Origin of the sequence: Scandinavium goeteborgense (assembly GCF_003935895.2) — a bacterium.
GTDB lineage: Bacteria > Pseudomonadota > Gammaproteobacteria > Enterobacterales > Enterobacteriaceae > Scandinavium > Scandinavium goeteborgense.
Map to the genome: position 1 here is coordinate 3,566,689 of NZ_CP054058.1, position 22,806 is coordinate 3,589,494.

The 22,806-nt window shown below is 55.5% G+C and carries 21 protein-coding genes; 6 read left to right on the plus strand and 15 right to left on the minus strand.

Features of this window, described 5'->3' with window-relative positions; all coding sequences use genetic code 11:
- Positions 1-78: 78 nt before the first annotated feature.
- Both ribD and nrdR read right to left on the minus strand, forming a co-directional pair.
- Positions 79-1,182: a bifunctional diaminohydroxyphosphoribosylaminopyrimidine deaminase/5-amino-6-(5-phosphoribosylamino)uracil reductase RibD gene (ribD, locus tag A8O29_RS17925; RefSeq protein WP_125355348.1), complete on the minus strand. Its 1,104-nt coding sequence runs from the start codon at positions 1,180-1,182 to the stop codon at positions 79-81.
- Between the two features lie 3 nt (positions 1,183-1,185).
- Positions 1,186-1,635, minus strand: coding sequence for a transcriptional regulator NrdR (gene nrdR / locus A8O29_RS17930; protein ID WP_110511511.1), 450 nt, complete (start codon positions 1,633-1,635; stop codon positions 1,186-1,188).
- A 143-nt stretch (positions 1,636-1,778) separates the two neighbouring features.
- Between nrdR and A8O29_RS17935 the strand changes: the two genes are divergently transcribed.
- Together A8O29_RS17935 and A8O29_RS17940 are read left to right on the plus strand one after the other, a co-directional pair.
- Positions 1,779-2,321, plus strand: coding sequence for a SadB/YajI family lipoprotein (locus tag A8O29_RS17935; RefSeq protein WP_125355347.1), 543 nt, complete (start codon positions 1,779-1,781; stop codon positions 2,319-2,321).
- A gap of 309 nt (positions 2,322-2,630) precedes the next feature.
- Positions 2,631-3,524, plus strand: a complete 894-nt coding sequence (locus A8O29_RS17940; protein WP_110511633.1) for a nucleoside-specific channel-forming protein Tsx — start codon at positions 2,631-2,633, stop codon at positions 3,522-3,524.
- Between the two features lie 225 nt (positions 3,525-3,749).
- On the opposite strand, the gene A8O29_RS17945 is transcribed toward A8O29_RS17940, so the two are convergent.
- From A8O29_RS17945 to queA, 6 genes are all read right to left on the minus strand, one after another.
- Entirely contained in the window at positions 3,750-5,141 is a 1,392-nt protein-coding gene (locus tag A8O29_RS17945; protein WP_420853930.1) for a M24 family metallopeptidase, read from the minus strand.
- A gap of 112 nt (positions 5,142-5,253) precedes the next feature.
- Positions 5,254-6,225 (minus strand): protein translocase subunit SecF, encoded by a 972-nt coding sequence (gene secF, locus A8O29_RS17950; protein WP_125355346.1) that lies wholly within the window; start codon positions 6,223-6,225, stop codon positions 5,254-5,256.
- 10 nt (positions 6,226-6,235) lie between these two features.
- Positions 6,236-8,083: a protein translocase subunit SecD gene (gene secD / locus A8O29_RS17955; RefSeq protein ID WP_125355345.1), complete on the minus strand. Its 1,848-nt coding sequence runs from the start codon at positions 8,081-8,083 to the stop codon at positions 6,236-6,238.
- A 27-nt stretch (positions 8,084-8,110) separates the two neighbouring features.
- On the minus strand, positions 8,111-8,443 hold the full coding sequence (yajC, locus tag A8O29_RS17960; protein WP_110511516.1) for a preprotein translocase subunit YajC: 333 nt from the start codon (positions 8,441-8,443) through the stop codon (positions 8,111-8,113).
- Positions 8,444-8,465: 22 nt separating this feature from the next.
- Positions 8,466-9,593, minus strand: coding sequence for a tRNA guanosine(34) transglycosylase Tgt (gene tgt, locus A8O29_RS17965; protein WP_110511517.1), 1,128 nt, complete (start codon positions 9,591-9,593; stop codon positions 8,466-8,468).
- Between the two features lie 54 nt (positions 9,594-9,647).
- The gene (gene queA / locus A8O29_RS17970; RefSeq protein WP_125355344.1) at positions 9,648-10,718 is read right to left on the minus strand and encodes a tRNA preQ1(34) S-adenosylmethionine ribosyltransferase-isomerase QueA; all 1,071 of its coding nucleotides are present in this window, start codon (positions 10,716-10,718) and stop codon (positions 9,648-9,650) included.
- Between the two features lie 94 nt (positions 10,719-10,812).
- On the opposite strand from queA, the gene acpH reads away from it, so the two are divergent.
- On the plus strand, positions 10,813-11,394 hold the full coding sequence (acpH, locus tag A8O29_RS17975; protein WP_125355343.1) for an ACP phosphodiesterase: 582 nt from the start codon (positions 10,813-10,815) through the stop codon (positions 11,392-11,394).
- 169 nt (positions 11,395-11,563) lie between these two features.
- On the plus strand, positions 11,564-12,166 hold the full coding sequence (locus A8O29_RS17980) for a peroxiredoxin C (RefSeq protein WP_110511520.1): 603 nt from the start codon (positions 11,564-11,566) through the stop codon (positions 12,164-12,166).
- 133 nt (positions 12,167-12,299) lie between these two features.
- Here A8O29_RS17980 and malZ read toward each other — a convergent pair whose 3' ends face one another.
- Positions 12,300-14,117 carry a maltodextrin glucosidase gene (gene malZ, locus A8O29_RS17985; RefSeq protein WP_125355342.1) on the minus strand — a complete coding sequence of 606 codons (1,818 nt, stop codon included), beginning with the start codon at positions 14,115-14,117 and terminating at the stop codon, positions 12,300-12,302.
- A 222-nt stretch (positions 14,118-14,339) separates the two neighbouring features.
- Here malZ and A8O29_RS17990 point away from each other — a divergent pair, with 222 nt between their 5' ends.
- Positions 14,340-15,233, plus strand: coding sequence for a LysR family transcriptional regulator (locus tag A8O29_RS17990; RefSeq protein WP_125355341.1), 894 nt, complete (start codon positions 14,340-14,342; stop codon positions 15,231-15,233).
- Here the strand turns inward: A8O29_RS17990 and A8O29_RS17995 are convergent.
- From A8O29_RS17995 to brnQ, 4 genes are all read right to left on the minus strand, one after another.
- Positions 15,211-15,999: a substrate-binding domain-containing protein gene (locus A8O29_RS17995; RefSeq protein WP_125355340.1), complete on the minus strand. Its 789-nt coding sequence runs from the start codon at positions 15,997-15,999 to the stop codon at positions 15,211-15,213. The genes A8O29_RS17990 and A8O29_RS17995 overlap by 23 nt on opposite strands.
- Complete coding sequence (tcuC, locus tag A8O29_RS18000; RefSeq protein WP_125355339.1) at positions 15,996-17,318, minus strand: MFS transporter; 1,323 nt, start codon at positions 17,316-17,318, stop codon at positions 15,996-15,998. The genes A8O29_RS17995 and tcuC overlap by 4 nt, the downstream gene beginning before the upstream one ends.
- 277 nt (positions 17,319-17,595) lie before the next feature.
- The gene (gene proY, locus A8O29_RS18005) at positions 17,596-18,969 is read right to left on the minus strand and encodes a proline-specific permease ProY (RefSeq protein WP_133461713.1); all 1,374 of its coding nucleotides are present in this window, start codon (positions 18,967-18,969) and stop codon (positions 17,596-17,598) included.
- Between the two features lie 76 nt (positions 18,970-19,045).
- Entirely contained in the window at positions 19,046-20,365 is a 1,320-nt protein-coding gene (gene brnQ / locus A8O29_RS18010) for a branched-chain amino acid transporter carrier protein BrnQ (RefSeq protein ID WP_133461714.1), read from the minus strand.
- On the opposite strand from brnQ, the gene A8O29_RS18015 reads away from it, so the two are divergent.
- Positions 20,357-20,689: a hypothetical protein gene (locus tag A8O29_RS18015; RefSeq protein WP_125355338.1), complete on the plus strand. Its 333-nt coding sequence runs from the start codon at positions 20,357-20,359 to the stop codon at positions 20,687-20,689. The two genes, brnQ and A8O29_RS18015, sit on opposite strands and share 9 nt — an antisense overlap.
- Positions 20,690-20,772: 83 nt before the next feature.
- Here A8O29_RS18015 and phoR read toward each other — a convergent pair whose 3' ends face one another.
- On the minus strand, positions 20,773-22,068 hold the full coding sequence (gene phoR / locus A8O29_RS18020) for a phosphate regulon sensor histidine kinase PhoR (protein ID WP_125355337.1): 1,296 nt from the start codon (positions 22,066-22,068) through the stop codon (positions 20,773-20,775).
- 21 nt (positions 22,069-22,089) lie between these two features.
- Positions 22,090-22,779, minus strand: a complete 690-nt coding sequence (gene phoB / locus A8O29_RS18025; protein WP_110511531.1) for a phosphate response regulator transcription factor PhoB — start codon at positions 22,777-22,779, stop codon at positions 22,090-22,092.
- Positions 22,780-22,806 lie beyond the last annotated feature (27 nt).

The following is a 22,806-nucleotide window of genomic DNA, read 5'->3' on the forward strand; positions in this document are numbered from 1 at the left end:
TTTTGGGATTCGACTTACCCCGAGGGGGGCGGATTTTATCATAATTATTCGCGTACGGCTTCCCTATTTAGGGCTGCTTCACGCGGGTATTAAATGCAAACACAGATCCGGGCCAACCTTGCGGATCTCGCTGAAACTAAACTGGGGTGCATCGGCCAGTTTCTCAAGCCCTGGCAGCACACATAAACCGCGCGCATCGCTGCCTAACAGTTTAGGCGCAACGTAGACAATCAGTTCATCAACCAGGCCCGCCTGCAGCAATGCGCCAGCAAACGTTGGGCCCGCCTCCACCCACAGGCTGTTAATTTGCTGTTTGCCCAAATGCATCATCAGCAGAACTAAATCAAGATGACCGTTGTGTTCAGGAACGTTCAGGCTGCGCACATTTTCCGGCCATTCGCGGGTATCGTCTTTGCAGCGCGCAAACAGGATATCGCCCGGTTGCTGCACGATACGGTGTTCCGGCGTCACGCGGTTCTGACGGTCGATAACAATGCGCAGCGGCTGACGCAGATTTTCCTGCGGATAATGCGCCTGCACATCGGCACTCAGTTCTTCCCAACGCACGGTCAGTGCCGGATCGTCGGCCAACACCGTGGCATCGGTGGTTAAGATTGCGTGGCTTTCCGCGCGCAGACGCTGCACATCGCGGCGCGCCTGAGGCGAGGTAATCCATTGGCTTTCACCGCTGGCCATCGCCGTGCGGCCATCCAGCGATGCGCCAAGCTTCAGCTGAATGTACGGGAAACCGGTGCGCATCCGCTTCAGGAAGCCTTTATTCAGCGCTTCTGCTTCGCTCATCATCAGCCCATGACTGACTTCAATGCCTTCCTGCTGTAAACGGTACAGCCCGCGCCCGGCGACCTGCGGATTGGGGTCCTGCATCGCGGCCACTACACGGCTCACGCCTGCGGTAATCAATGCCTCGCAGCACGGCGGCGTGCGCCCATGGTGGCTGCACGGTTCGAGGGTGACGTACGCCGTTGCCCCTTTCGCTTTCTCGCCCGCCATGCGTAAGGCGTGGACTTCGGCGTGGGGTTCGCCCGCGCGGTAATGCGCACCTTCGCCGACGATTTCCCCGTCTTTCACGATGACACAGCCAACGCGTGGATTCGGATGGGTGGTAAAACGCCCCTGGTTCGCCAGCTTCAGCGCACGGGCCATGTACATTTCGTCACGCATCGATCAGTCCTGTAAACGGGCGATCTCTTCGCCAAATTCTTTGATGTCTTCGAAACTGCGATAGACCGAAGCAAAGCGGATATAGGCCACTTTATCGAGCTTTTTCAGCTGTTCCATCACCAGATTACCGATTTGCTTGCTCGGCACTTCACGCTCGCCGGTGGCACGCAGCTGCGATTTAATATGATTCACCGCCATTTCGACGTCATCAGAGCTGACCGGGCGCTTTTCCAGCGCTTTTTGTAAGCCGCTGCGCAGTTTGTCTTCGTTAAACGGTTCGCGGACGTCGTTGCTTTTCACCACCCGCGGCATTACCAGTTCGGCCACTTCGAAGGTCGTGAAACGTTCGTTACACACCAGGCACTGACGGCGGCGGCGCACTGAGGAACCTTCTCCTACCAGACGGGAGTCGATCACTTTGGTATCTACGGCTAAACAAAATGGGCAATGCATGGCGCGTCCTGACGAAGAAAAATAACATATTCCTATTTTACCACGACCCACCCCGCTGCGTCATTTTGAGACAATCCCCCGATGGCATCCAGGACGATACTGCTACCATTACTGTCGACAGAATCTTGAAAGGACACCTAACGATGACACGACGTTTAGTACGAATTCTGGCGCTGGGTAGCCTGTTTACCCTTAGCGCCTGCGCACAGCAGCACGAAGTTCACCAGATGCAGCAGAGCGTCACCGCGCTCAATAAAGATATGAGCAAGCTGAATCAGGAAACGGTGAAGATAACTCAGCAAAATACCCTGAATGCGAAATCCGCGAGCGGTGTCTATCTGCTGCCGGGTTCTAATACCCCAGCGCGTCTGGAAAGCCAGATTGGTACGTTGAGAATGTCTCTGATTAATATCGCGCAAAACGCCGACGGTATGCACGCCACACTGCGTATTCAGGGCGAGTCCAACGATCCGCTTCCGGCGTTTAGTGGCACCGTTGAATGGGGTCTGATTCAGGGCACGACTGACAGCTATCAGGAAGTGAACGTCAAAAATCAGCTGATCAACGCCCCGGCCAGCGTCCTCGCACCGAGCGACGTGGATATTCCGTTGCAGCTCAGCGGAACCGATCCAAAGCAGCCCGTTTTCGTGCGTATTCACGATATTCAGCCCGCCACCATTCAGTAATGTCTTATCACCGGATGACTGCGGTTATCCGGTTCCCCTCCCTACGTATTCATCACCCTTCAACATGCACCGCAATCTTTACTGTTTTTCAGAAATCCCTGGAAACATTTGGGAGAATCCGTACAATCCCCGCCGATAATGTACGCAAACGTGAACGCAATCGATTACGTACTTGAGAGAATTGTGAAACACCACATATTTTTGTGAGCAATGATTCTTATAATAGGCCTCGCAGAAAACAGTTACATTTAGAAACGCCCCAGCGGTTCTTTTCACTCCCCGAAAGGGATTTCAACAAGTGGCATCATGATGAAAAAAACATTAATTGCAGCCGGTGCAGTGCTCGCGCTTTCTTCGACTTTCACGGCAAACGCAGCCGAAACCGCCAAACCAGAGTACGTCTCTGACTGGTGGCATCAGAGCGTCAACGTGGTAGGCAGCTACCACACCCGCTTTGGACCGAAAATCAATAATGACGTTTACCTGGAATATGAAGCGTTCGCCAAGAAAGATTGGTTCGACTTCTACGGTTATATCGATATCCCAAAAACCTTCGGTGCGGGTAACGGTAATGACACCGGTATCTGGGACGACGGTTCACGTATGTTCATGGAAATTGAACCACGCTTCTCCATTGATAAGCTGACCGGCACCAGCCTGGCATTCGGCCCGTTCAAAGAGTGGTACTTCGCGAACAACTACATCTATGACATGGGCGCGCACGGCAACGATGCCAGCAAGCAGAACACCTGGTACATGGGTCTGGGCACCGATATTGATACCGGCCTGCCAATGAGCCTGTCCCTGAACGTGTATGCCAAATACCAGTGGCAGAACTATGGCGCCGCGAACGAAAACGAGTGGGATGGTTACCGCTTCAAAGTGAAATACTTTGTGCCAATCACCCAGCTGTGGGGCGGCCAACTGAGCTACATCGGCTTCACCAACTTTGACTGGGGTTCAGACCTGGGTAACGACGACTTCCGCGACCTGAACGGCAAAAAAGCGCGTACCAATAACTCCATCGCGTCCAGCCACATTCTGGCGCTGAACTACGATCACTGGCATTACTCTGTGGTCGCACGTTACTGGCACAACGGCGGTCAGTGGAACGACGATGCAAGCCTGAACTTCGGTGACGGTGATTTCAGCGTCCGCTCTACCGGTTGGGGTGGCTACCTGGTTGTCGGTTATAACTTCTGATGCTGAAACGCCCGGCGGCGCACGCTTGCCGGGCCTACGTGATGGTTGTCGTAGGCCCAATAAGCGTTAGCGCCGCCGGGCCTACGTGATGGTTGTCGTAGGCCCGGTAAGCGTTAGCGCCACCGGGCGTATGTGATGGTTGTCGTAGGCCCGGTAAGCGTTATAGCGCCACCGGGCGTATGTGATGGTTGTCGTAGGCCTGGTAAGCGTTAGCGCCACCGGGCGTTACTTACAGCTGAGCGCCCGAGTGTGGTCCAGCAACCAGGGCCGCAAATATCCCACCGAGTTTGAGAACGGCAATACCCACTCCGGTAAACGAATCCCAACGTATTTTTCAATGAAAGCCCGTCTCGCCTGCACCCGCGCCCACAGCTGCGGATAATCCACCGCCAACTGCTGACGCAGCGATTCGTCTGCCAGCGCCACCGTATCTTCGATGCTTGCCCCTGCGTATCCCGCCCGGGAAGGAATAATATCGATTTGCAATAGCATGCCGCTGGCAAGCGGGATGTCAGACCCCGCCGACACCGGCGAACACAGCCATTCTTCATCTGCCACCAGATGCCCCGGATTGAGATGCCAGTGATATTCCGCCTTCGGCAGCACATCTTCAATCAGCTGATACAGCTCGCCTCCGGTCATGCCCGGACGAATGTTTTCCAGCCATGCGACGACCGCACGGAAATACGGAATCGCGACCACATCCAGATAATCACTGACCGCATCCGGCAGTTGCCCGGCATGTTCGACCACGTAAGCCGCACGACTGCTGAGCCCGCCCTTAAAACTGGCGGTCAGAGAAAATTTATCCCCCAGTTGCACCGTTTTATCACCCGGATAAAGATTCGCATGGGCGAAACGATCGCCGGTCGCAGCAATGGACACCACGTTGTGCGGCTGGCCGTCGGCTGCGAGCAGACAGGCAATCTCCTTTTCCGTTTTACCTGGCGCGACCGCATTCAGCGCCTGAAGTATCGCCGTTGAAGCCAGATTGGCGCCGTACTCATAATGCGCTAATTCATTGGCATTATTGATAATCCGCGCGCCGTACGCCGGAGAAATAAACACCCCGGTGGCGTTGCGCAGTTCAGCCCCGGGCGCGGCCTCACGGACTGCATCAACGATAAATGACGGGATATCGAACATCTGCCGCGTATTGTCGTTGATGCCAGTGAAAAGCTTCCAGCCCGCGAGACCCAGCGTTTTATCCCCGGTAATCCCGGCGCTTTGCAGCACCTCGTGCAGGGGCTGAACGGTGTCCATCGGCTGATTCGGCAGCGAGAACCACGGCGCATGCAGTACACGGTTTTTAAGCCGCGCATGCGGTGCCAGCTTGAGATTTTCGTTGCCGAGCACCAGTATCGCCTCGCCATTCTGATGCAACACCAGCAGCGCCTCTTCGAAGCGCGGAATAAAGCCGGTGAGATATTCAAAGTTACCGCCGTGCTCTTTGTCGGCGTAGACAATCAGCGTGTCCAGCCCCTGCTGGCGCATCCGATCCAGCACGCGCGCTTTGCGCCCGGCTAGTGTGGCATCGCTCAGGGTAACGGAAGGCAATTGCGTCCAGCACGGTGGCTGCGGCAGCGTCTTGAGTGAAACGGGGTGCAGAAGCGTCATTTCTGTAGCGTCCTTTAAACAGAGATTATCTATTCACCCTACCGGAAACGCGGATTTTTGGCATAAAAAAATCCCGGCCATTTGACCGGGATTCGATTTTGCAAAGCAGAACTTACGGCAGAATATTAGGCTGATCAGCGCCTTCTTTTTCCACTTTCTGCTGCAACAGGTGCTCGCGTTTCATCCCGAGCTTCAGCGCCAGCGCAGAAGCAACGTAGATGGACGACGCCGTACCGATGGTAACACCGATAAGCATGGTCAGAGAGAAGCCTTTCAGCATCGCCCCACCGAACAGGAACAGCATCAGGATAACCATCAAGGTGGTACCGGATGTGATCAACGTACGGTGCAGCGTCTGGGTCAGGGACACGTTAAAGATTTCGTAAGGCGTACCGCGACGAATTTTGCGGAAGTTTTCACGAATACGGTCCGATACCACGATGCTGTCGTTCAGCGAGTAGCCGATAACCGACATCAGTGACGCGACGATGGTCAAATCGACTTCAATCTGGAACAGCGACAGAATGCCCATGGTGATCACCACGTCGTGCGCCAGCGAGATAACGACACCCGCCGCCAGACGCCACTCGAAGCGGAATCCGACATACACGAGGATAGAGATCAGCGCCACCAGCAGCGCCATTGCGCCGTTGGTTGCAAGATCTGCCCCGACACTTGGCCCTACAAACTCAATACGCTTAACAGCAGCATGTTGATTCGTGGTTTCGTTAATCACGCTCAACACCTTGCTGCCCAACTCCTGACCGCCGGTTTCCCCTTTGGCCGGTGGCATACGCACCATGATGTCGCGGCTGCTGCCGAAGTTCTGCAGCAGCGGATCGGCAAAGCCTGCTTTTTCCAGCGCGTCACGCATCTGGTCCATATCGGCCGGTTGTTCGAGGCTGATTTCAATGACGGTACCGCCGGTGAAATCCAGACCCCAGTTAAAACCACGGACGCCGATAATGATGATGGAAGCCACCAGCAGCAGGCCTGAAATGCCAAAGGCCCAGTAGTCCCAGCGCATAAAGTCATGGACTTTACGGCCGTAGTTTAATTGTTCAACAGTATATTCCTGTGCCACAACGCACTCCTCAGATAGACAGCTTGTTGATGCGTTTGCCGCCGTACAACAGGTTTACGATGGCACGGGTGCCGACGATCGCGGTAAACATGGAAGTCGCCACACCGATACCGGTAGTGATAGCGAAGCCTTTAATAGCGCCAGTACCGACCGCGTACAGGATGATAACTTTGATCAGCGTGGTAACGTTCGCATCGAAAATCGAGCTGAACGCGCCGCGATAACCTTCGTCAATCGCCTGCTGAATGGAACGTCCGTTGCTGATTTCTTCCTTAATACGCTCGTTAATCAGAACGTTGGCATCGACCGCGACGGCAAGGGTTAACACGATACCCGCAATCCCCGGCATGGTCAGCGTGGCCCCCGGCAGCAGCGACATGATCCCGACAATCATTACCAGGTTCATAATCAGCGCGGAAGTCGCGATCAGGCCAAACTTCTTATAGAAGAAGATCATAAAGATGATTGAGATAGCCAGACCGGCCAGACACGCTTCCAGACCTTGCTGAATATTCTGCATACCCAGGGTTGGACCGATGGTGCGTTCTTCAACAATCTGAATCGGAGCAATCAGCGCACCGGCACGCAGCAGCAGCGAGAGCTGACGCGCTTCGTTAGGGTTGCTGATACCGGTAATACGGAAGCTGTTACCGAGGCGAGACTGGATGTTGGCGATGTTAATCACCTCTTCCTCTTTCACCAGAACGGCACGGCCTTTCGCGTCTTTCTTACCGCTGTCTTTGTACTCCACGAACAGGGTTGCCATCGGTTTACCGATGTTATCCTTGGTGAAGTTAGACATGATGTTGCCACCTGCGCTATCGAGCGAGATGTTAACCTGCGGCTGATTGTATTCATCCTGGTTCGAAGTGGAATCGGTGATGTGGTCACCGGTCAGGATAACGCGCTTGTACAGCACAACCGGCTGGCCTTCACGGGTATCTTTCACTTCGGAATCGCCCGGTACGCGGCCAGTTGTGGCAGCGGACTGATCGACGGTGGTATTCACCAAACGGAATTCCAGGGTTGCGGTTGCGCCAAGAATTTCTTTCGCACGCGCCGTGTCCTGAATACCTGGCAGTTCAACCACGATACGGTCAGCACCCTGACGCTGAACCAGAGGTTCGGCAACGCCAAGCTGGTTAACACGGTTACGCAGGATGTTGATGTTCTGCTGAACGGCATACTCGCGCGCTTCATTCAGACGCGCATCGGTCATCACCGCACGCAGCTGGTTGCTGCCCTGCTTAGAGAGAACCAGGTCGCGATGGCGCGGAGCCAGATAATCAATCGCCTGATTGCGCGCCGCGTCGTCGCGGAACGTAATGCTCAGGCCATAGTTATCTTCTTTACGAACGGTAGTGTAGGCGATGCCTTTTTCACGCAGGTCACTGCGCAGGCCATCAATGTTTTGTTCCTGCAATTTACCGAGCGCGGTATCCATATCCACTTCCATCAGGAAGTGCACGCCGCCACGCAGATCAAGACCGAGTTTCATCGGCTCTGCGGAAATCGACGCTAACCAGCGCGGGGTTGCCGGAGCAAGGTTTAACGCCACGACGTACTTGTCACCCAGCACGCTCATCAACGCTTCACGCGCGCGCAGCTGGATGTCAGTGGAGTCGAAGCGAGCAAGAATTGCGCCCTCTTCCAGTGCCACAGACTTAGCGGTAATTTTTTCTTCTTTTAAGGTGTTCTGGACCTGGATCAGCGTTTGCTCACTGGCGGCGACGCCGCGCGCGCCAGTGATTTGAACAGCCGGATCCTCACCATACAGGTTGGGAAGTGCGTAAAGCAGGCCGACGATAAACACGACGACCAGCATAATGTACTTCCACAAAGGATAACGGTTTAACACGGCAGTTCCCTTTGGGAAAACAGTAGATTACAGCGCCTTCATGGTGCCTTTCGGCAGAACGGCAGCTACGAAGTCACGTTTGATAACCACTTCAGTGGTGTCGTTCAGCGCGATAGCAATGTAGCCAGCTTCAGCTACTTTGGTTACGCGACCAACCAGACCACCGTTAGTCAGCACTTCATCACCTTTGGCGATAGAGTCCATCAGCTTTTTATGATCTTTGGTGCGCTTCTGCTGTGGGCGCAGGATCATGAAATAGAAAATCAGACCGAACACAACCAGCATCAGGATCAGAGACACTGGGCTGCTTTGTCCCGGTGCACCAGAAGCGGCTACCGCATCAGAAATAAAAAAGCTCATTGAATTTCCCTCATTATTAAAATTAATCAACGTTCAACGGTGGAACATCTCGACCCTGACGTTGGTAAAACTCCGTCACAAAGCTCTCTAATTTACCCTCTTCGATAGCCTTGCGTAAACCAGCCATTAAGCGCTGATAGTAGCGAAGATTATGGATGGTATTGAGACGCGCGCCCAAAATCTCATTGCAACGGTCAAGATGATGCAAATAAGCGCGTGAATAATGGCGACAGGTGTAGCAATCACACTCAGCGTCGAGCGTGCTGGTGTCGCTTTTATGCTTCGCATTACGAATTTTCACTACGCCATCGGTCACAAACAGGTGTCCGTTTCGGGCATTACGGGTTGGCATCACGCAGTCGAACATGTCGATACCGCGACGCACGCCTTCAACCAAATCTTCCGGTTTGCCCACACCCATCAGGTATCGTGGTTTGTCTGCCGGGATTTGTGGACACACATGTTCCAGAATGCGGTGCATGTCTTCCTTTGGCTCACCGACAGCCAGGCCGCCGACAGCGTAGCCATCAAAGCCAATCTCCACCAGACCTTTAACCGAGATATCACGTAAATCTTCGTAAACGCTGCCCTGAATAATGCCGAACAGTGCGTTCTTATTATTCAGAGAATCAAAGCGGTCACGGCTACGTTTTGCCCAGCGCAGGGACATTTCCATCGAGCGCTTAGCGTAATCCCAGTCCGCCGGGTACGGCGTACATTCGTCGAAGATCATCACGATATCGGAACCGAGATCGTTCTGAATCTCCATGGATTTTTCCGGATCGAGGAAAATCGGATCGCCGTTGATCGGGTTACGGAAGTGAACGCCCGCTTCGGTAATTTTGCGGATATCGCCCAGGCTGAAGACCTGGAAGCCACCGGAATCGGTGAGGATCGGCCCTTTCCACTGCATGAAATCGTGCAGATCGCCGTGCAGCTTCATGATCTCCTGACCAGGACGCAGCCACAGGTGGAAGGTGTTGCCGAGAATGATTTGCGCGCCGGTTTCTTCAACTTCTTCCGGCGTCATCCCTTTGACGGTACCGTAAGTGCCGACGGGCATAAAGGCTGGCGTTTCAACTACGCCACGTTCAAAGACCAGGCGGCCGCGGCGTGCGCGTCCGTCGGTAGTATCCAGTTCAAATTTCATTGTTGCTCCTGCGTCAGAAAAACAGTCTGACGTATAAACCCTTGCGCCGCGGAATTATTCCCCAACACGTTCTTGAATAGCCGACGGATTGTACGTGATGTACATGGCATCCCCGTAGCTAAAAAAGCGATATTTTTGTTCTACCGCAGACTTGTAGGCGTTCATCGTGTTTTGATAGCCGGCAAAAGCCGACACCAGCATGATGAGCGTTGACTCCGGCAGGTGGAAATTGGTCACCAGCGCATCAATCACTTTGTACTGATAGCCTGGGTAGATGAAGATTTGCGTGTCGCCAAAGAACGGCTCAATCAGGTCAGATTTCGCCGCCTGCGCTGCACTCTCCAGAGAACGCACAGAGGTCGTGCCCACCGCGACCACTTTGCTACCGCGCGCTTTCGCCGCCAGCACCGCATCGACAACGTCCTGCGGCACTTCCGCATATTCGGAGTGCATGATGTGGTCTTCAATGGTGTCGACTCGTACCGGCTGGAAAGTTCCCGCGCCAACGTGAAGCGTTACGAACGCCATCTCGATGCCTTTCTCACGCAGTTTCGCCAACAGCGGCTCGTCAAAGTGCAGGCCGGCCGTCGGGGCCGCAACGGCGCCTGGCTTCTGGCTGTAGACGGTCTGATACAGCTCGCGGTCTGCGTCTTCGTCCGGGCGGTCGATATACGGCGGCAGCGGCATGTGGCCGATGGCATTAAGAATATCCAGCACCGGGCGCTCGTCGTTAAACTGCACTTCGAACAGCGCATCGTGACGCGCGACCATGGTGGCATTAATGCTTTCATCGTCGCCGAGCAGCAGCTCAGCGCCCGGCTTCGGCGCTTTAGAGGCGCGAATATGTGCCAGAATACGTTTATCATCGAGCATACGCTCAACCAGCACTTCAATCTTGCCGCCGCTGGCTTTACGGCCAAACAGGCGCGCCGGGATCACGCGGGTATTGTTAAAGACCAGCAGGTCTCCGGGGTTGAGCTTGGCGAGCAGATCGGTGAAAGTACCGTGCGTCAGCGCGCCCGTTGGCCCATCCAGCGACAGCAAGCGGCAGCCACTGCGCTCCGGCTGTGGGTAGTGAGCAATCAGGGATTCAGGCAGTTCAAAAGAAAAATCGGCGACGCGCATGACGGTAACTCGAGACATAATAAAGAGGCGGGTAGTCTAGTGGCAGGCTGCTTTGGCTGCAACCTGTAAGCCTTAAATACGGATAACGAAAACCATGAATTTTCTGGCCCACCTGCACCTCGCACACCTCGCCGACAGCTCGCTGCCCGGCAATTTGCTGGCCGATTTTGTGCGCGGCAACCCGGATGACACCTACGAATCGGCGATTGTCAGCGGGATTAATATGCACCGCCGGGTCGATGTGCTGACCGATAATCTGCCGGAAGTGAAGATCGCGAAAGCGTGGTTTCGCCCTGAAACCCGCCGCGTGGCGCCGATTACGCTCGACGTGATGTGGGATCATTTCCTCTCCCGCGACTGGGCAAAACTGTCACCGGACATCTCTCTGCCGGATTTCGTGCGCTACGCACAAACCCAGGTCACGCAAATCCTGCCGGAGTCGCCACCGCGTTTCGTGAATCTGAATGATTATTTGTGGTCCGAGCGCTGGCTGGAGCGCTATTCCGACATGGGTTTTATTCAAAACGTGCTTAACGGCATGGCGAATCGCCGCCCGCGCCTCGATGCTTTGCGTGATTCCTGGCAGGATTTGGACACACATTACGCACAGTTAGAAGAGACCTTTTGGACGTTTTACCCACGGATGATGGCGCAGGCCAAGGCGCGAGAGCTATAAAACTTGCGCTTTATCACAGAATCGCTAAGCTGAAACAGTTGTTCATATTATAATTGATAGGTAAAACCTGTCTCAACGATTGTCAGCTTCTCATTGAGTCACCCGCTTCCTCTCCCTATACTGGTCCGCGTTGCGTTCCATTAACCTTATAAATGTAGAGGAGAACCTCATGGTTCTGGTAACTCGTCCTGCTCCTGATTTTACTGCCGCAGCTGTTCTGGGTAACGGCGAAATCGTTGATAACTTCAACTTCAAACAGCACACCAACGGTAAAGCGACCGTTCTGTTCTTCTGGCCGATGGACTTCACCTTCGTATGCCCGTCTGAACTGATCGCGTTCGACAAGCGTTACGAAGAATTCCAGAAACGTGGCGTAGAAGTGGTTGGCGTTTCTTTTGACTCTGAGTTTGTCCATAACGCATGGCGCAACACCCCTGTCGACAAAGGCGGCATCGGTGAAGTGAAATACGCGATGGTTGCGGACATCAAACGCGAAATCCAGCAGGCTTACGGCATCGAACATCCGGACGCTGGCGTTGCTCTGCGTGGTTCTTTCCTGATCGACGCTAACGGCATCGTACGTCACCAGGTTGTGAACGATCTGCCACTGGGTCGTAACATCGACGAAATGCTGCGCATGGTTGACGCGCTGCAGTTCCACGAAGAGCACGGCGAAGTGTGCCCAGCTCAGTGGGAAAAAGGGAAAGAAGGCATGAACGCGTCTCCAGCAGGCGTGGCTAAGTACCTGACTGAAAACGTCACCAGCCTGTAATCGTCGAGGTGTGTAAAAAAGGTCCGCAATGCGGACCTTTTTTTGTTTTTGTGCAAAGCCCCTCACCCCGCACCTCTCCCCAAAGAGGCGAGGGAAAAAGTCGTATCCGGGAAAATGGCGGAGGATTCCTTACTTAATTGCCGAACCACACACTGGCAGAAATCGCCGGTAGCGTCAGAACATCATCATGCAGCGTGCCTTTGCCCTCTTTCAGCAGCCATTCTTTCACCGCCAGCAACGGCGTCGCTTCCAGTACAACTTCGCACGGTTCACCGCGGTTAATCGCCACCAGCACCCGCTGCTGTTTCAGCACCCGCACAAACACCACCACGTTGTCTTCGGCGTAAATCACCTGACAGCCGCCGTGGCGCAGGGCCTGCGTCCGGTGACGCAGTTTGGTCATGCGCTGATATAACGCCAGCAGGTCACCATCCTGCTGTGCTTTATCCCATGGGAACGGCTTGCGGCAGAACGGATCGTTGTTGCCGTCCAGCCCTACTTCGTCGCCGTAATAAATACACGGCACGCCCGGCCAGGTAAACAGCCAGACCACCGCCAGCGGCAAGCGCGCCACGTCCTTGCCGAGCAGGGATTTGAAGCGCGCGGTATCGTGGCTGTCGAGCTGATTAAACATCCGTAGCTGCTGTTGATGCGACAGGCTGGCGCGGTAGTTATCCATCCACGCCATGCAGGTCTGGGCATCAATCATCTGCGGATCGTAGGAAATATCGGTGTTGGCGAGGAAGCCCCACAGCGGGAAGGTAAAGCCGCGATAGTTCATCGCCGCGTCTTCTGCATCGGCCTGCAGCCACTGTCGCGCATCACCAAAATGCTCGCCGAGCACGTAGGCTTCCGGCTGCGTCTCTTTCGCCGCTTTGGTGATGCCCGCGATGTGCTGCAAATTGTTCCGCGCCCCACCCGCTTCACCCAGCATATGCACCACGTCGAGCCGCCAGCCGTCCATGCTCCACGGGGCTTTCAGCCAATGGCGCACGATGCTGTCTTCACCGCGATACACTTCGTTAATCAGCGTTTCCGAGCTGAAATCCAGCTTCGGTAAGCTGGCGTAACCCAGCCAGTCCAGCGCCTGTTCTTCGTCGGAAAAACTGTACCAGTCGCGCCAGTGCGAGGACGGGTTGTGGCACGCGCCGTCGGTGCCGCGGTTGTGTCGGTCGAACCAGGCGTGCGAATCTCCGCTGTGGTTAAACACGCCGTCGAGGATCAGACGCATCCCTTCCCGGCGCGTATTGTGTCGCAGACGCAGCAACGCCTGATCGCCGCCGAACTGAGGATCCACGTGACGATAATCTTCGGTGTCATATTTATGCACGCTGGGCGCGACAAACACCGGGTTGAGATACAGCGCGGTGACGCCGAGCTTTTTCAGATACGGCAGCTTTTCACTGATCCCGTCCAGATCGCCGCCGTAAAACGTCGATCCTCCCGCCTCCGCCGTTAACGGTTCGTCCCAGTCGCGCAGGACAATTTCGCGCCCGGCGGCGTGGTGATAATAGACATTATCCTGTTCGGCATTGCGCGGTTCGGTACGGGCAAAGCGGTCGGGGAAAATCTGATAGAACACCTGATCGGCGACCCACTGCGGGCCGTTGTCCGGCACATCAACCGCAAACTGCTCCAGACGCGCCGGAGGAAAACGACTAAAACCCTGCGGCGTAAACCAACGCTGGCGGTTCTCCCACAGCAGTTTAAAGCTGTAGCGGCGGCGCGACTGGCCGTTGCTTAAATCGATTTCCGCACGCCAGGCGGTGACGCCGGGATACGGCTCGCTGCGCAGTCGATGCATCGGCAGCGCGATTTCCTCGTTGTCTTCCTCTGCCCGAAGCGTGACCCGCAGCGGCGGCATTTCACCGCTTAGCCACAGCGTAATCACCAGTCGGTCCTGCTGCTGTTTCAGGAACGGTGCAACAGGAAGATGCCATGCCTTCAACATCGTCATTCCCCTTTGTTCAAAATGCGTTCACCTTGCCACAGTCAGGCTGAGTCCGACTCATCATTATGACGTTTATTGGGGGAGGATGCCGGAGGATGAGGGCGAAGAATAGTGGATTTTTCCGTCAGTGCGGACGGGAAAATGAAGCCGAAGGAAGGCTCCTTCTTTACAGATATTTACGATACACTGCATGTTACTCAGTTGTTATAAAAGAGACGCGCAGTGCCCAATTTCGATTTGCAGGACCTGTATGCCTTCACGGCATTATGCGAGCACGGCAGCTTCCGATTTGCGGCCGAAGCCATCTGCATCTCGCAATCCGCGCTCAGCCGCCGGATCGAAAAACTCGAATCGGCCCTCGGTGTGCGCCTGTTTGACCGCACTACCCGCCGCGTCACCCTGACGCAGGTCGGCAGAACCTTCGCCCCTCGCGCCCGGCAACTGTTGAGCGATTTTGAAGACGCGCTCAACGGCATCAGCGACCCGATGTTTTACGGCAGCGGCGTGGTCACCGTGGCCTGCATCCCTTCTGCCGCCTACTACTTCATGCCAAAAGTGATCGCTCACTTTCGCAGTCGGTTTGCCAAAGCGCGCATCAAACTGGTGGATACCAGCGCCGGCAATGTGTATGCCGCCGTCCAAAGCCGACAGGCTGATTTTGGCCTGAGCTTTCTCTCCAGCGGTGAATCGGACCTGACCTTTATGCCGTTGGTGGACGAAACTTACCGGCTGGTGTGTCGTCAGGATCACCCGTTCGCACAGCTATCCTCCCTGAGCTGGCAGGACTTTTTTAACGCCGACTACATCTGGCTGAGCAAATCCTCCGGCAACCGCCATTTGCTCGACCAGGCATTAGGCGATATCACCGTCCGCCGTCCTGCGGTATGTGAAACGCGCCACGTCACCACCATGATTGGCATGGTCGAAGCCGGGCTGGGCGTTGCCGCCGTGCCATCCATGGCGTTTCCTGAAGGCGGTCACCCGTTGCTGGTACAAAAGCCGCTGCTTGAGCCGGTTATCAAACGCCAGGTTGGGTTGATCAAGAAAGCGGGAACCACGCTGTCGCCGCTGGCAAGCGAACTGGAAACGATCATCACTGGCCTGTTTCAGCCTTAGCGGTTAACGGATCCAGCCCCGTTTCACGGACGGCAGCCTGCGCATTCGGTGACGCTAAATAGCGCAAGAGCTGACGAGCGTGATCCTGATGTTGAGCGCCGTCAACCACCGCACCTGAAAAGCGCGTCACGTACTGAACGGGCTCAGGAATGCGTCCGACAAACTCGGCACCTTTTTCCGGCAGCAGTTCGCTCACCTGCTGTAAACCGACGGCATAATCCCCTTTTGCCACCACCGAGGCGACCGGCGTTTTCTCAATCATTTTCGCCTTCGACTTCACCTCATCGCTAATGCCCAACTGGCTGAATAACGTTGACTGCACGTAGCGCCCGCTGGCACTGTCGGAATACGCGATAGATTTGGCGTTCAATAATGTGGCTTTTAGCGCCGCCACGGTGCTGATATCAGGTGCCGTCGCGCCCGCAGGCACCACCAGACCAATGCGGGAATCAGCCAGTTCTGTCCGGCTGCCTGCGGCGATTTTGCCATCCTGCTGCAGTTTATCCAGCGCGTAGCCGACCATAATTACCGCATCCGCAGGCTGCCCCGCCGCCAGCCGGTGCGGAATGGCCTCGGCGGAATTGCCCATCGACGGACCATGAACGATACGGATCGTGTCGCCGGTTTTGGCCTCATATTGCGGGGCCAGTTTATCGAGTGCCGCAGAAAACCCGCCGGAAATCATCACCGTGATCTCTTCAGCCTGCGCCCCGAGGCTGATATTCCCTGCAATGGCAATCGCTATCCAGAGTGTCAGACGTTTCATCGCGCGGCTCCGTGGTGGAATGATTTAGGGGCATGCGTGACCTGCGCAGACGCGCGATGGTAGAGATACAGCGTGGCGAGCAGCGCACAGATTGCGGCGAAGCTCATCCAGTAACCGGGGGCGGCTTTATCGCCGGTGAAGTGAATCAGTGCGGTTGATACCGCAGGTGTGAAGCCACCAAAAATCGCGGTCGCCAGGCTATACGCCAGGGAGAAACCGGCCACGCGCACTTCAGCAGGCATGATTTCGGTCAGCGCCGGGATCATCGCCCCGTTATACAGGCCATAAATCAACGACAGCCACAGCAGCACCGCCAGCATCATGCCGAAGCTCGGGGCGTGAGCGAGGATCGAGAGCACCGGCCAGCTGGTGAAAATCGCCAGTAGCGTCATCGCAATCAACACCGGTTTACGGCCAAAGCGGTCAGAAATAGCCCCGCCAATCGGCAGCCAGATGAAGTTAGAAATGGCGACCAGCAGCGTGACCAGCAGGCTGTCGGAGGAGCTCAGCAGCAGGACTTTTTTGCCAAACGTCGGGGCATAGACGGTGATCAGGTAGAACGCGGTGGTGGTCATCGCCACCATCAGCATACCTGCCACCACCACGCGCCAGTTCACCAGCAGGGTTTTCATCGCCTCGTTCAACGGCAGATGCTCTTTGCGCGCGGCATAGGCTTCCGTTTCCGCCAGCTGGCGACGAAGGACGAAAATGAAGGGCACAATCAGACAGCCGACGACGAACGGAATGCGCCAGCCCCAGTCATGCAGTGCCCCGGCGTCCATAAATTCGTTGAGCATAAAGCCGAGCGACGCCGCCACCATGATCGATACCTGCTGACTGCCGGACTGCCAGCTGGTGTAGAACCCTTTCCGGCCCGGCGTGGCGATTTCAGCCAGATACACCGACACCCCGCCAAGCTCTGCGCCCGCAGAAAAGCCCTGTAACAGTCGACCGCACAGCACCAGGAACGGCGCCCACAGGCCAATCGTGTGATAACCGGGGATCAGCACAATCATAAAGGTGCCGGCCGCCATGATAGACAGCGTGACGATAAGTCCTTTGCGGCGACCGACTTTATCAATCCAGGACCCGAGCACCACGGCGCCAATGGGGCGCATCAAGAACCCGGCGCCGAACACGGCAAAGGTCATCATTAACGATGCGAATTCGCTTTCAGCGGGGAAAAACGTGTGGGCGATGTAGGTGGCGTAAAAGCCGAAAAGGAAGAAGTCGAACTGTTCCAGAAAGTTTCCCGACGTGACGCGCAAAATCGCCATAGCCTTTGCGCGGAACGACGCTTTATCAGCAGAGTAAGGCATCTCGCCCTCCGTAGTTAACATGAAAGCTAACACATTTAACTTTTCATCAACTTTGAGAGTGCCCTTTTCGTCGCCGACGAATAAGTGCATTTGCCGCAACGGTTCATGCGTTCGGCGCATGAATCGCGATCGTAATCACGGTTTGGCGAGCAATAACGGAGAAAGAGGGAAATAAACGCCGCTGCCGCGTGGATCACATTCTGTGAGATCTCACACGTTTCAACGCAGGATGTGGAGGCTAAAAACCCGGCAGCCAGAGTGCCGCCGGGTCAGGAGGTTACTGCGCTTTCGCGACCTGGCGGTCATGTCGCGTTTTGAACTGCCAGCCAATCAGCAGCAGCACAATCCACGCGAAGCCAACGTAAAGCGAAATGCGGGTTTCCGGGTGCCAGCCAATCAGCACGATGATAAACACCAGGAACAGCAGGCCGACGATAGTGGTAAACACGCCGCCAGGGACTTTGAACTTCAGGTCCTTCAGCTCTTCCGGCGACAGGCGACGGCGGAATGCAATCTGCGACAGCAGGATCATTATCCATACCCAGACGGTCGCGAACGTCGCCAGGGAGGCAATCACCAGGAACACGTTTTCCGGCATGATGTAGTTCAGGTATACCGCCAGCAGCAGCGCGACGGTCATGACCGCCACCGTCACCCACGGCACGCCGTTGCGCGAAGTTTTGGCGAACACCTTCGGCGCACTGCCCTGCTCCGCCATGCCGTGCAGCATGCGGCCCACGCCAAAGACGTCGGAGTTAATCGCCGACAGCGACGCGGTCAGCACCACGAAGTTCAGGATGCCTGCGGCAAACGTAATCCCCATATGCTGGAAGGTCATCACGAACGGGCTTCCGCTGGTACCCACCTGGTTCCATGGGTAAATCGACATGATCACAAACAGCGTGCCCACATAGAACACCAGGATACGCATCGGCACGGAGTTAATCGCACGCGGGATGGAGGTTTGCGGGTCTTTCGCTTCACCGGCGGTGATGCCGATGATTTCAATCCCGCCGTAGGCGAACATCACCATTTGCAGCGACATCACCATGCCGAGCCAGCCGTGGCTGAAGAAGCCGCCGTTGCTCCACAGGTTGTGGATGCCGGTTGGCTGTCCGCCGTTACCTATCCCCCAGATGATGATGCCGAAACCGGCGACGATCATCACGATGATGGTGGCGACTTTAAAGAACGAGAACCAGAATTCCAGCTCGCCGAAGACCTTCACACTCATCAGGTTGATAGAGCAAATCAGCAACACGACGCTCAGCACCCAAATCCAGTGCGGTACCGCCGGGAACCAGACGCCCATGTAAATGCCGAACGCGGTGACGTCGGCGATGGCCACGATCAGGATTTCAAAACAGTAGGTCCAGCCGGTGATGTAACCTGCGAGTGGGCCTAAGTTGTCCTGCGCATAGCGAGAAAACGAGCTGGCAGACGGGTTGTGCACCGACATTTCGCCCAGTGCACGCATGATGATGTAAGCGGCAACGCCGCCAATAAGATACGCCAGCAGCACGCTGGGACCGGCCATTTTGATGGCGTCTGCCGAGCCATAAAAAAGACCGGTACCAATTGCCGATCCGAGCGCCATAAAGCGGATGTGACGGGCGCTTAGCCCACGCTTTAGCTTGTTGTTGGTTTCCATAAATTCCACTGCCTGTACAAAAAACAAAACCACGGAGCCAATGGCCCCGTGGTTAATTTCAATCCTCGCCCGCTAATTAATGCGCGCTGGAGGTCACCTGACGGCCTGCTGCGCGATCCCATCCCATTGCCAGAACGGCGGCAATGATAGTCGGCATCAGCCACGCCAGACCTTGCTGAGCCAGCGGCAGATGCGCGGTCCAGGCTGGCAGAATATCACCGAATGCAGAGGCTTTAACACCGTCCAGCAGACCGAACACCAGGCTGATAAACATCGCCGGGGCAATCACGCGGGACGAATTATGCCACCAACTGCGGGTAAAACTTAATACCACCAGTGCGATACATGGCGGATAAATCGCTGTCAGCACCGGAATCGAAATCTGAATCAGGTGGCTGAGGCCCAGATTGGACACCACCATCGAGAACAGACCGAGGATAAAGACCAGTGAACGGTAAGACAGCGGCAGGTACTGAGAGAAGAACTCGGCACATGCTGTGGTCAGGCCAACCGCCGTCACCATGCAGGCGATGAAAATCAACGCCGCCAGCAGGAAGCTACCAGCCCCGCCGAAGGTGTGCTGAACGTAAGCGTGCAGAATAGCGGCACCGTTGGCATTCTGATCGACCAGCGCCGCGCTGTCTGAACCCAAACGGAACAACGCCAGGTACAGCAGCGTCAGGCCAACGCCTGCCATCAGGCCAGCCCAGACGGTGTAACGGGTCAGCAGACGCGCGTCGGTCACACCGCGAGAACGTGCGGCGTTAACGATAACGATGCCGAATACCATTGCGCCAAGGGTATCCATGGTCAGGTAGCCGTTGACGAAACCGTTAGAGAACGGCGCAGTCTGGTAGGCGTCCAGCGCATGGCTGATGGAGCCTGCCGGCCACATCAGAGCCGCTACGGCCAGAACCACCAGAGCGATAATTTTCAGCGGTGCCAGGAAGTTACCGACGGTATCCAGCAGTTTGCCCGGATACAGCGATACCAGAATCACCAGCGCGAAATAGATAATGCTGTAGATAAGCAGCGGCAATGCGCCATCACCCGTCAGCGGCGCGATACCCACTTCGAAAGAAACGGTAGCGGTACGCGGCGTGGCGAACAGCGGCCCGACGGCGAGATAACACACCACCGCCAGCAGAATTCCGGCCACTTTACCGATTGGCGTGCTGAGGCTGTCAACGCCGCCGCCGACCTTCGCCAGTGCAACGATAGTCAGAACCGGCAGGCCAACGCCCGTAATCAGGAAACCAAAGGCCGCAGTCCAGACGTGTTCGCCAGCCTGCAAACCCACCATAGGAGGGAAAATAATGTTGCCCGCGCCAACGAACAACGCAAAGGTCATAAAGCCCAGGGCGATGATATCGCGAGATTTTAACTGATGGGTCATAAACTCTTTACTGCCTGTGGATGTGGTGTTGAAAGTAAAAGCGTCGTTTTATTCCAGTGGAACAGAACAACGGCAAGAGCGAACAAAGCAGTGGGAAATACTCCCGATAATCACGCACGAAGAATTGTTATTGGGTTTAGCGCGCGAAAGCAGTCAGACCGCAACTGCATTGGGGGCAATTTAAACGCTTATAACGTTTTAAAGCAACATGGGATCGTAAAACCAGAGGATTATAGCAATATCGAGTTTCGACTTAGCATGATTAACCAGATATTAGAAAAACCTCTGGCTAATCATGCGAACAAAAAAGCAACAGACGTTTGATAATTATCCACCGTTTGGTTAACTGGAAAGCAAAAAAACCGGCTTTCGCCGGTCTTTGTCAATCTTTCCTGACACCCGAATCTTCAGGCGCTTTTTTTGGCAATCAAACGTTCCGGCAGTAAGAAACTGAAGCGGGTGTTTTTGCCCGGCGTGCTTTCGATATCAAGGCGGCTTTCGTGATGATTTACCGCATGTTTCACGATTGCCAGCCCCAGTCCGCTGCCGCCGGTTTGCCGCGAGCGGGCTTTATCGACACGGTAGAAACGTTCCGTCAGGCGCGGAATATGCTCCGGCCCGATGCCCGGGCCGTTATCTTCCACGCTGAACATTGCGCCGTGCGGATCGCGCTGCCAGCGCACGGTGATTTCAGTGCCTTCCGGCGTATGGTTCACCGCGTTATACACCAGGTTCGACATCGCACTGCGCAGCTGTTCCTCGCTGCCGAGTACCTGCAGTGAATCCTCAATCTCGAAATGCAAAATGTGCTTCTTGTGGCTGAGGGTCTGCGCCTCGCGCTCAATGACCCTGAGCATCATTGGCACGTCGATGGTTTCATTCAATGCCGCCAGCGGAGCCGCCTCGATGCGTGACAGCGTCAGCAACTGACGCACCAAACCTTCCATACGTTGGGTTTGCTCGCGCATGGTGTGCAGCGCTTTTTCACGCGGCGCGCCTTCCAGCGTTTGCTCCTGCATCATCTCCAGGTAGCCCTGTAGCACTGTCAACGGCGTGCGTAATTCATGGCTGACGTTGGCGAAGAAGTTGCGACGGGCACCTTCCAGCTGGTGCATTTGCGTGACGTCGCGTGCCACCAGCAGCAGCTGTTTTTCGCTGTAGGGCATGACGCGAATTTCCAGATGTCGCCCAGTGTTGAGCACCAGGTTGAGCGGCCGGGTGAAATCGCGTGATTTGAGATAGCGGGAAAATTCAGGGTAGCGCAGCAGGTTGAGGATGTTCTGACCGTTATCGTCCGGCCAGCGCAGATTTAGCATCTGCTGGGCCAGGCCGTTACACCAGAACATGGCCCCTTCTTCGGTGGTCAGCACCACCGCATCAGGCAGCGATTCCGCGCCACTGCGAAAGCGTTTGATCAGGCTACCGAGCTCACGGCGACGCTTTTTATTACGCATCTGCATCTGGTGCAGCCCGTACAGCAGCGGCTCCCAACTGCCTTTGCCCGGTGGTGGCGTCATGCTGCGATCAACCCACAGCCACCAAGAAAGTTGCAGTAAATTCCAGAAATGCCAGATCAGCAATCCGGTCACCGCCGCCAGTAAGAACCATGGCAAATGCCCGAATAGCGCCCCCAGAATGAGGGCCGGAATACAACAGAGGATCAGCTCAAAAACCAGCCTTTTCCATGACAGCCGTTCAAGCACGGGTCACACTCCAGTCAATTGTCAGAAACGGGCGGAGAAACGATAACCCGTGCCGCGAACGGTTTGTACCATTCTGTCGTGACCACTGTGTTCCAGCGCTTTACGCAGGCGACGAATGTGAACATCCACCGTACGGTCTTCTACATACACATTGGTTCCCCAAACGTTATTCAGCAACTGTTCACGGCTGTACACGCGTTCCGGGTGAGTCATAAAGAAGTGCAGCAGTTTAAACTCGGTCGGCCCCATGTCCAGCGGGCTTTCGCCGGTCATGACGCGGTGGGATGACGGGTCAAGGCTCAGGCCCTGCATTTCGATCACTTCTTCAACCGCCATCGGCGAGATACGGCGCATGACGGCTTTGATGCGGGCCACCAGCTCCTTCGGGGAGAAAGGCTTGGTGATGTAATCGTCGGCACCGGTTTCCAGGCCGCGCACGCGATCTTCTTCTTCGCCACGCGCGGTCAGCATCACTACCGGAATATCGCGCGTTAACGCTTCGCGCTTGAGGTGTTTGATAAACTGAATGCCCGAGCCGCCTGGCAGCATCCAGTCAAGCAGGACTAAATCAGGCCACGGCTCGTTCAGTTGATTTACAGCACTGTCATAATCATCTGCTTCTACAGGCTGAAAGCCATTTTGCTCCAGGACGAAGCACACCATTTCGCGAATTGGAGCTTCATCTTCAACGACCAGAATACGTCTCGCCATTATAAATCCTGTGTTATTAGTCATGTG

Excerpts from the sequence above, each read along its gene's own strand:
- A8O29_RS17980 (WP_110511520.1), top strand. The coding sequence starts at position 11,564 with ATGGTTCTGGTAACTCGTCCTGCTCCTGATTTTACTGCCGCAGCTGTT.
- ribD (WP_125355348.1), bottom strand. The coding sequence starts at position 1,182 with ATGCGTGACGAAATGTACATGGCCCGTGCGCTGAAGCTGGCGAACCAG.
- A8O29_RS17995 (WP_125355340.1), bottom strand. The coding sequence starts at position 15,999 with ATGAAACGTCTGACACTCTGGATAGCGATTGCCATTGCAGGGAATATC.
- brnQ (WP_133461714.1), bottom strand. The coding sequence starts at position 20,365 with ATGACCCATCAGTTAAAATCTCGCGATATCATCGCCCTGGGCTTTATG.
- A8O29_RS18015 (WP_125355338.1), top strand. The coding sequence starts at position 20,357 with ATGGGTCATAAACTCTTTACTGCCTGTGGATGTGGTGTTGAAAGTAAA.
- A8O29_RS17945 (WP_420853930.1), bottom strand. The coding sequence starts at position 5,141 with ATGACGCTTCTGCACCCCGTTTCACTCAAGACGCTGCCGCAGCCACCG.
- queA (WP_125355344.1), bottom strand. The coding sequence starts at position 10,718 with ATGCGCGTCGCCGATTTTTCTTTTGAACTGCCTGAATCCCTGATTGCT.
- A8O29_RS17935 (WP_125355347.1), top strand. The coding sequence starts at position 1,779 with ATGACACGACGTTTAGTACGAATTCTGGCGCTGGGTAGCCTGTTTACC.
- proY (WP_133461713.1), bottom strand. The coding sequence starts at position 18,969 with ATGGAAACCAACAACAAGCTAAAGCGTGGGCTAAGCGCCCGTCACATC.
- phoB (WP_110511531.1), bottom strand. The coding sequence starts at position 22,779 with ATGGCGAGACGTATTCTGGTCGTTGAAGATGAAGCTCCAATTCGCGAA.
- tcuC (WP_125355339.1), bottom strand. The coding sequence starts at position 17,318 with ATGCCTTACTCTGCTGATAAAGCGTCGTTCCGCGCAAAGGCTATGGCG.
- malZ (WP_125355342.1), bottom strand. The coding sequence starts at position 14,117 with ATGTTGAAGGCATGGCATCTTCCTGTTGCACCGTTCCTGAAACAGCAG.
- acpH (WP_125355343.1), top strand. The coding sequence starts at position 10,813 with ATGAATTTTCTGGCCCACCTGCACCTCGCACACCTCGCCGACAGCTCG.
- nrdR (WP_110511511.1), bottom strand. The coding sequence starts at position 1,635 with ATGCATTGCCCATTTTGTTTAGCCGTAGATACCAAAGTGATCGACTCC.
- yajC (WP_110511516.1), bottom strand. The coding sequence starts at position 8,443 with ATGAGCTTTTTTATTTCTGATGCGGTAGCCGCTTCTGGTGCACCGGGA.
- A8O29_RS17940 (WP_110511633.1), top strand. The coding sequence starts at position 2,631 with ATGAAAAAAACATTAATTGCAGCCGGTGCAGTGCTCGCGCTTTCTTCG.
- tgt (WP_110511517.1), bottom strand. The coding sequence starts at position 9,593 with ATGAAATTTGAACTGGATACTACCGACGGACGCGCACGCCGCGGCCGC.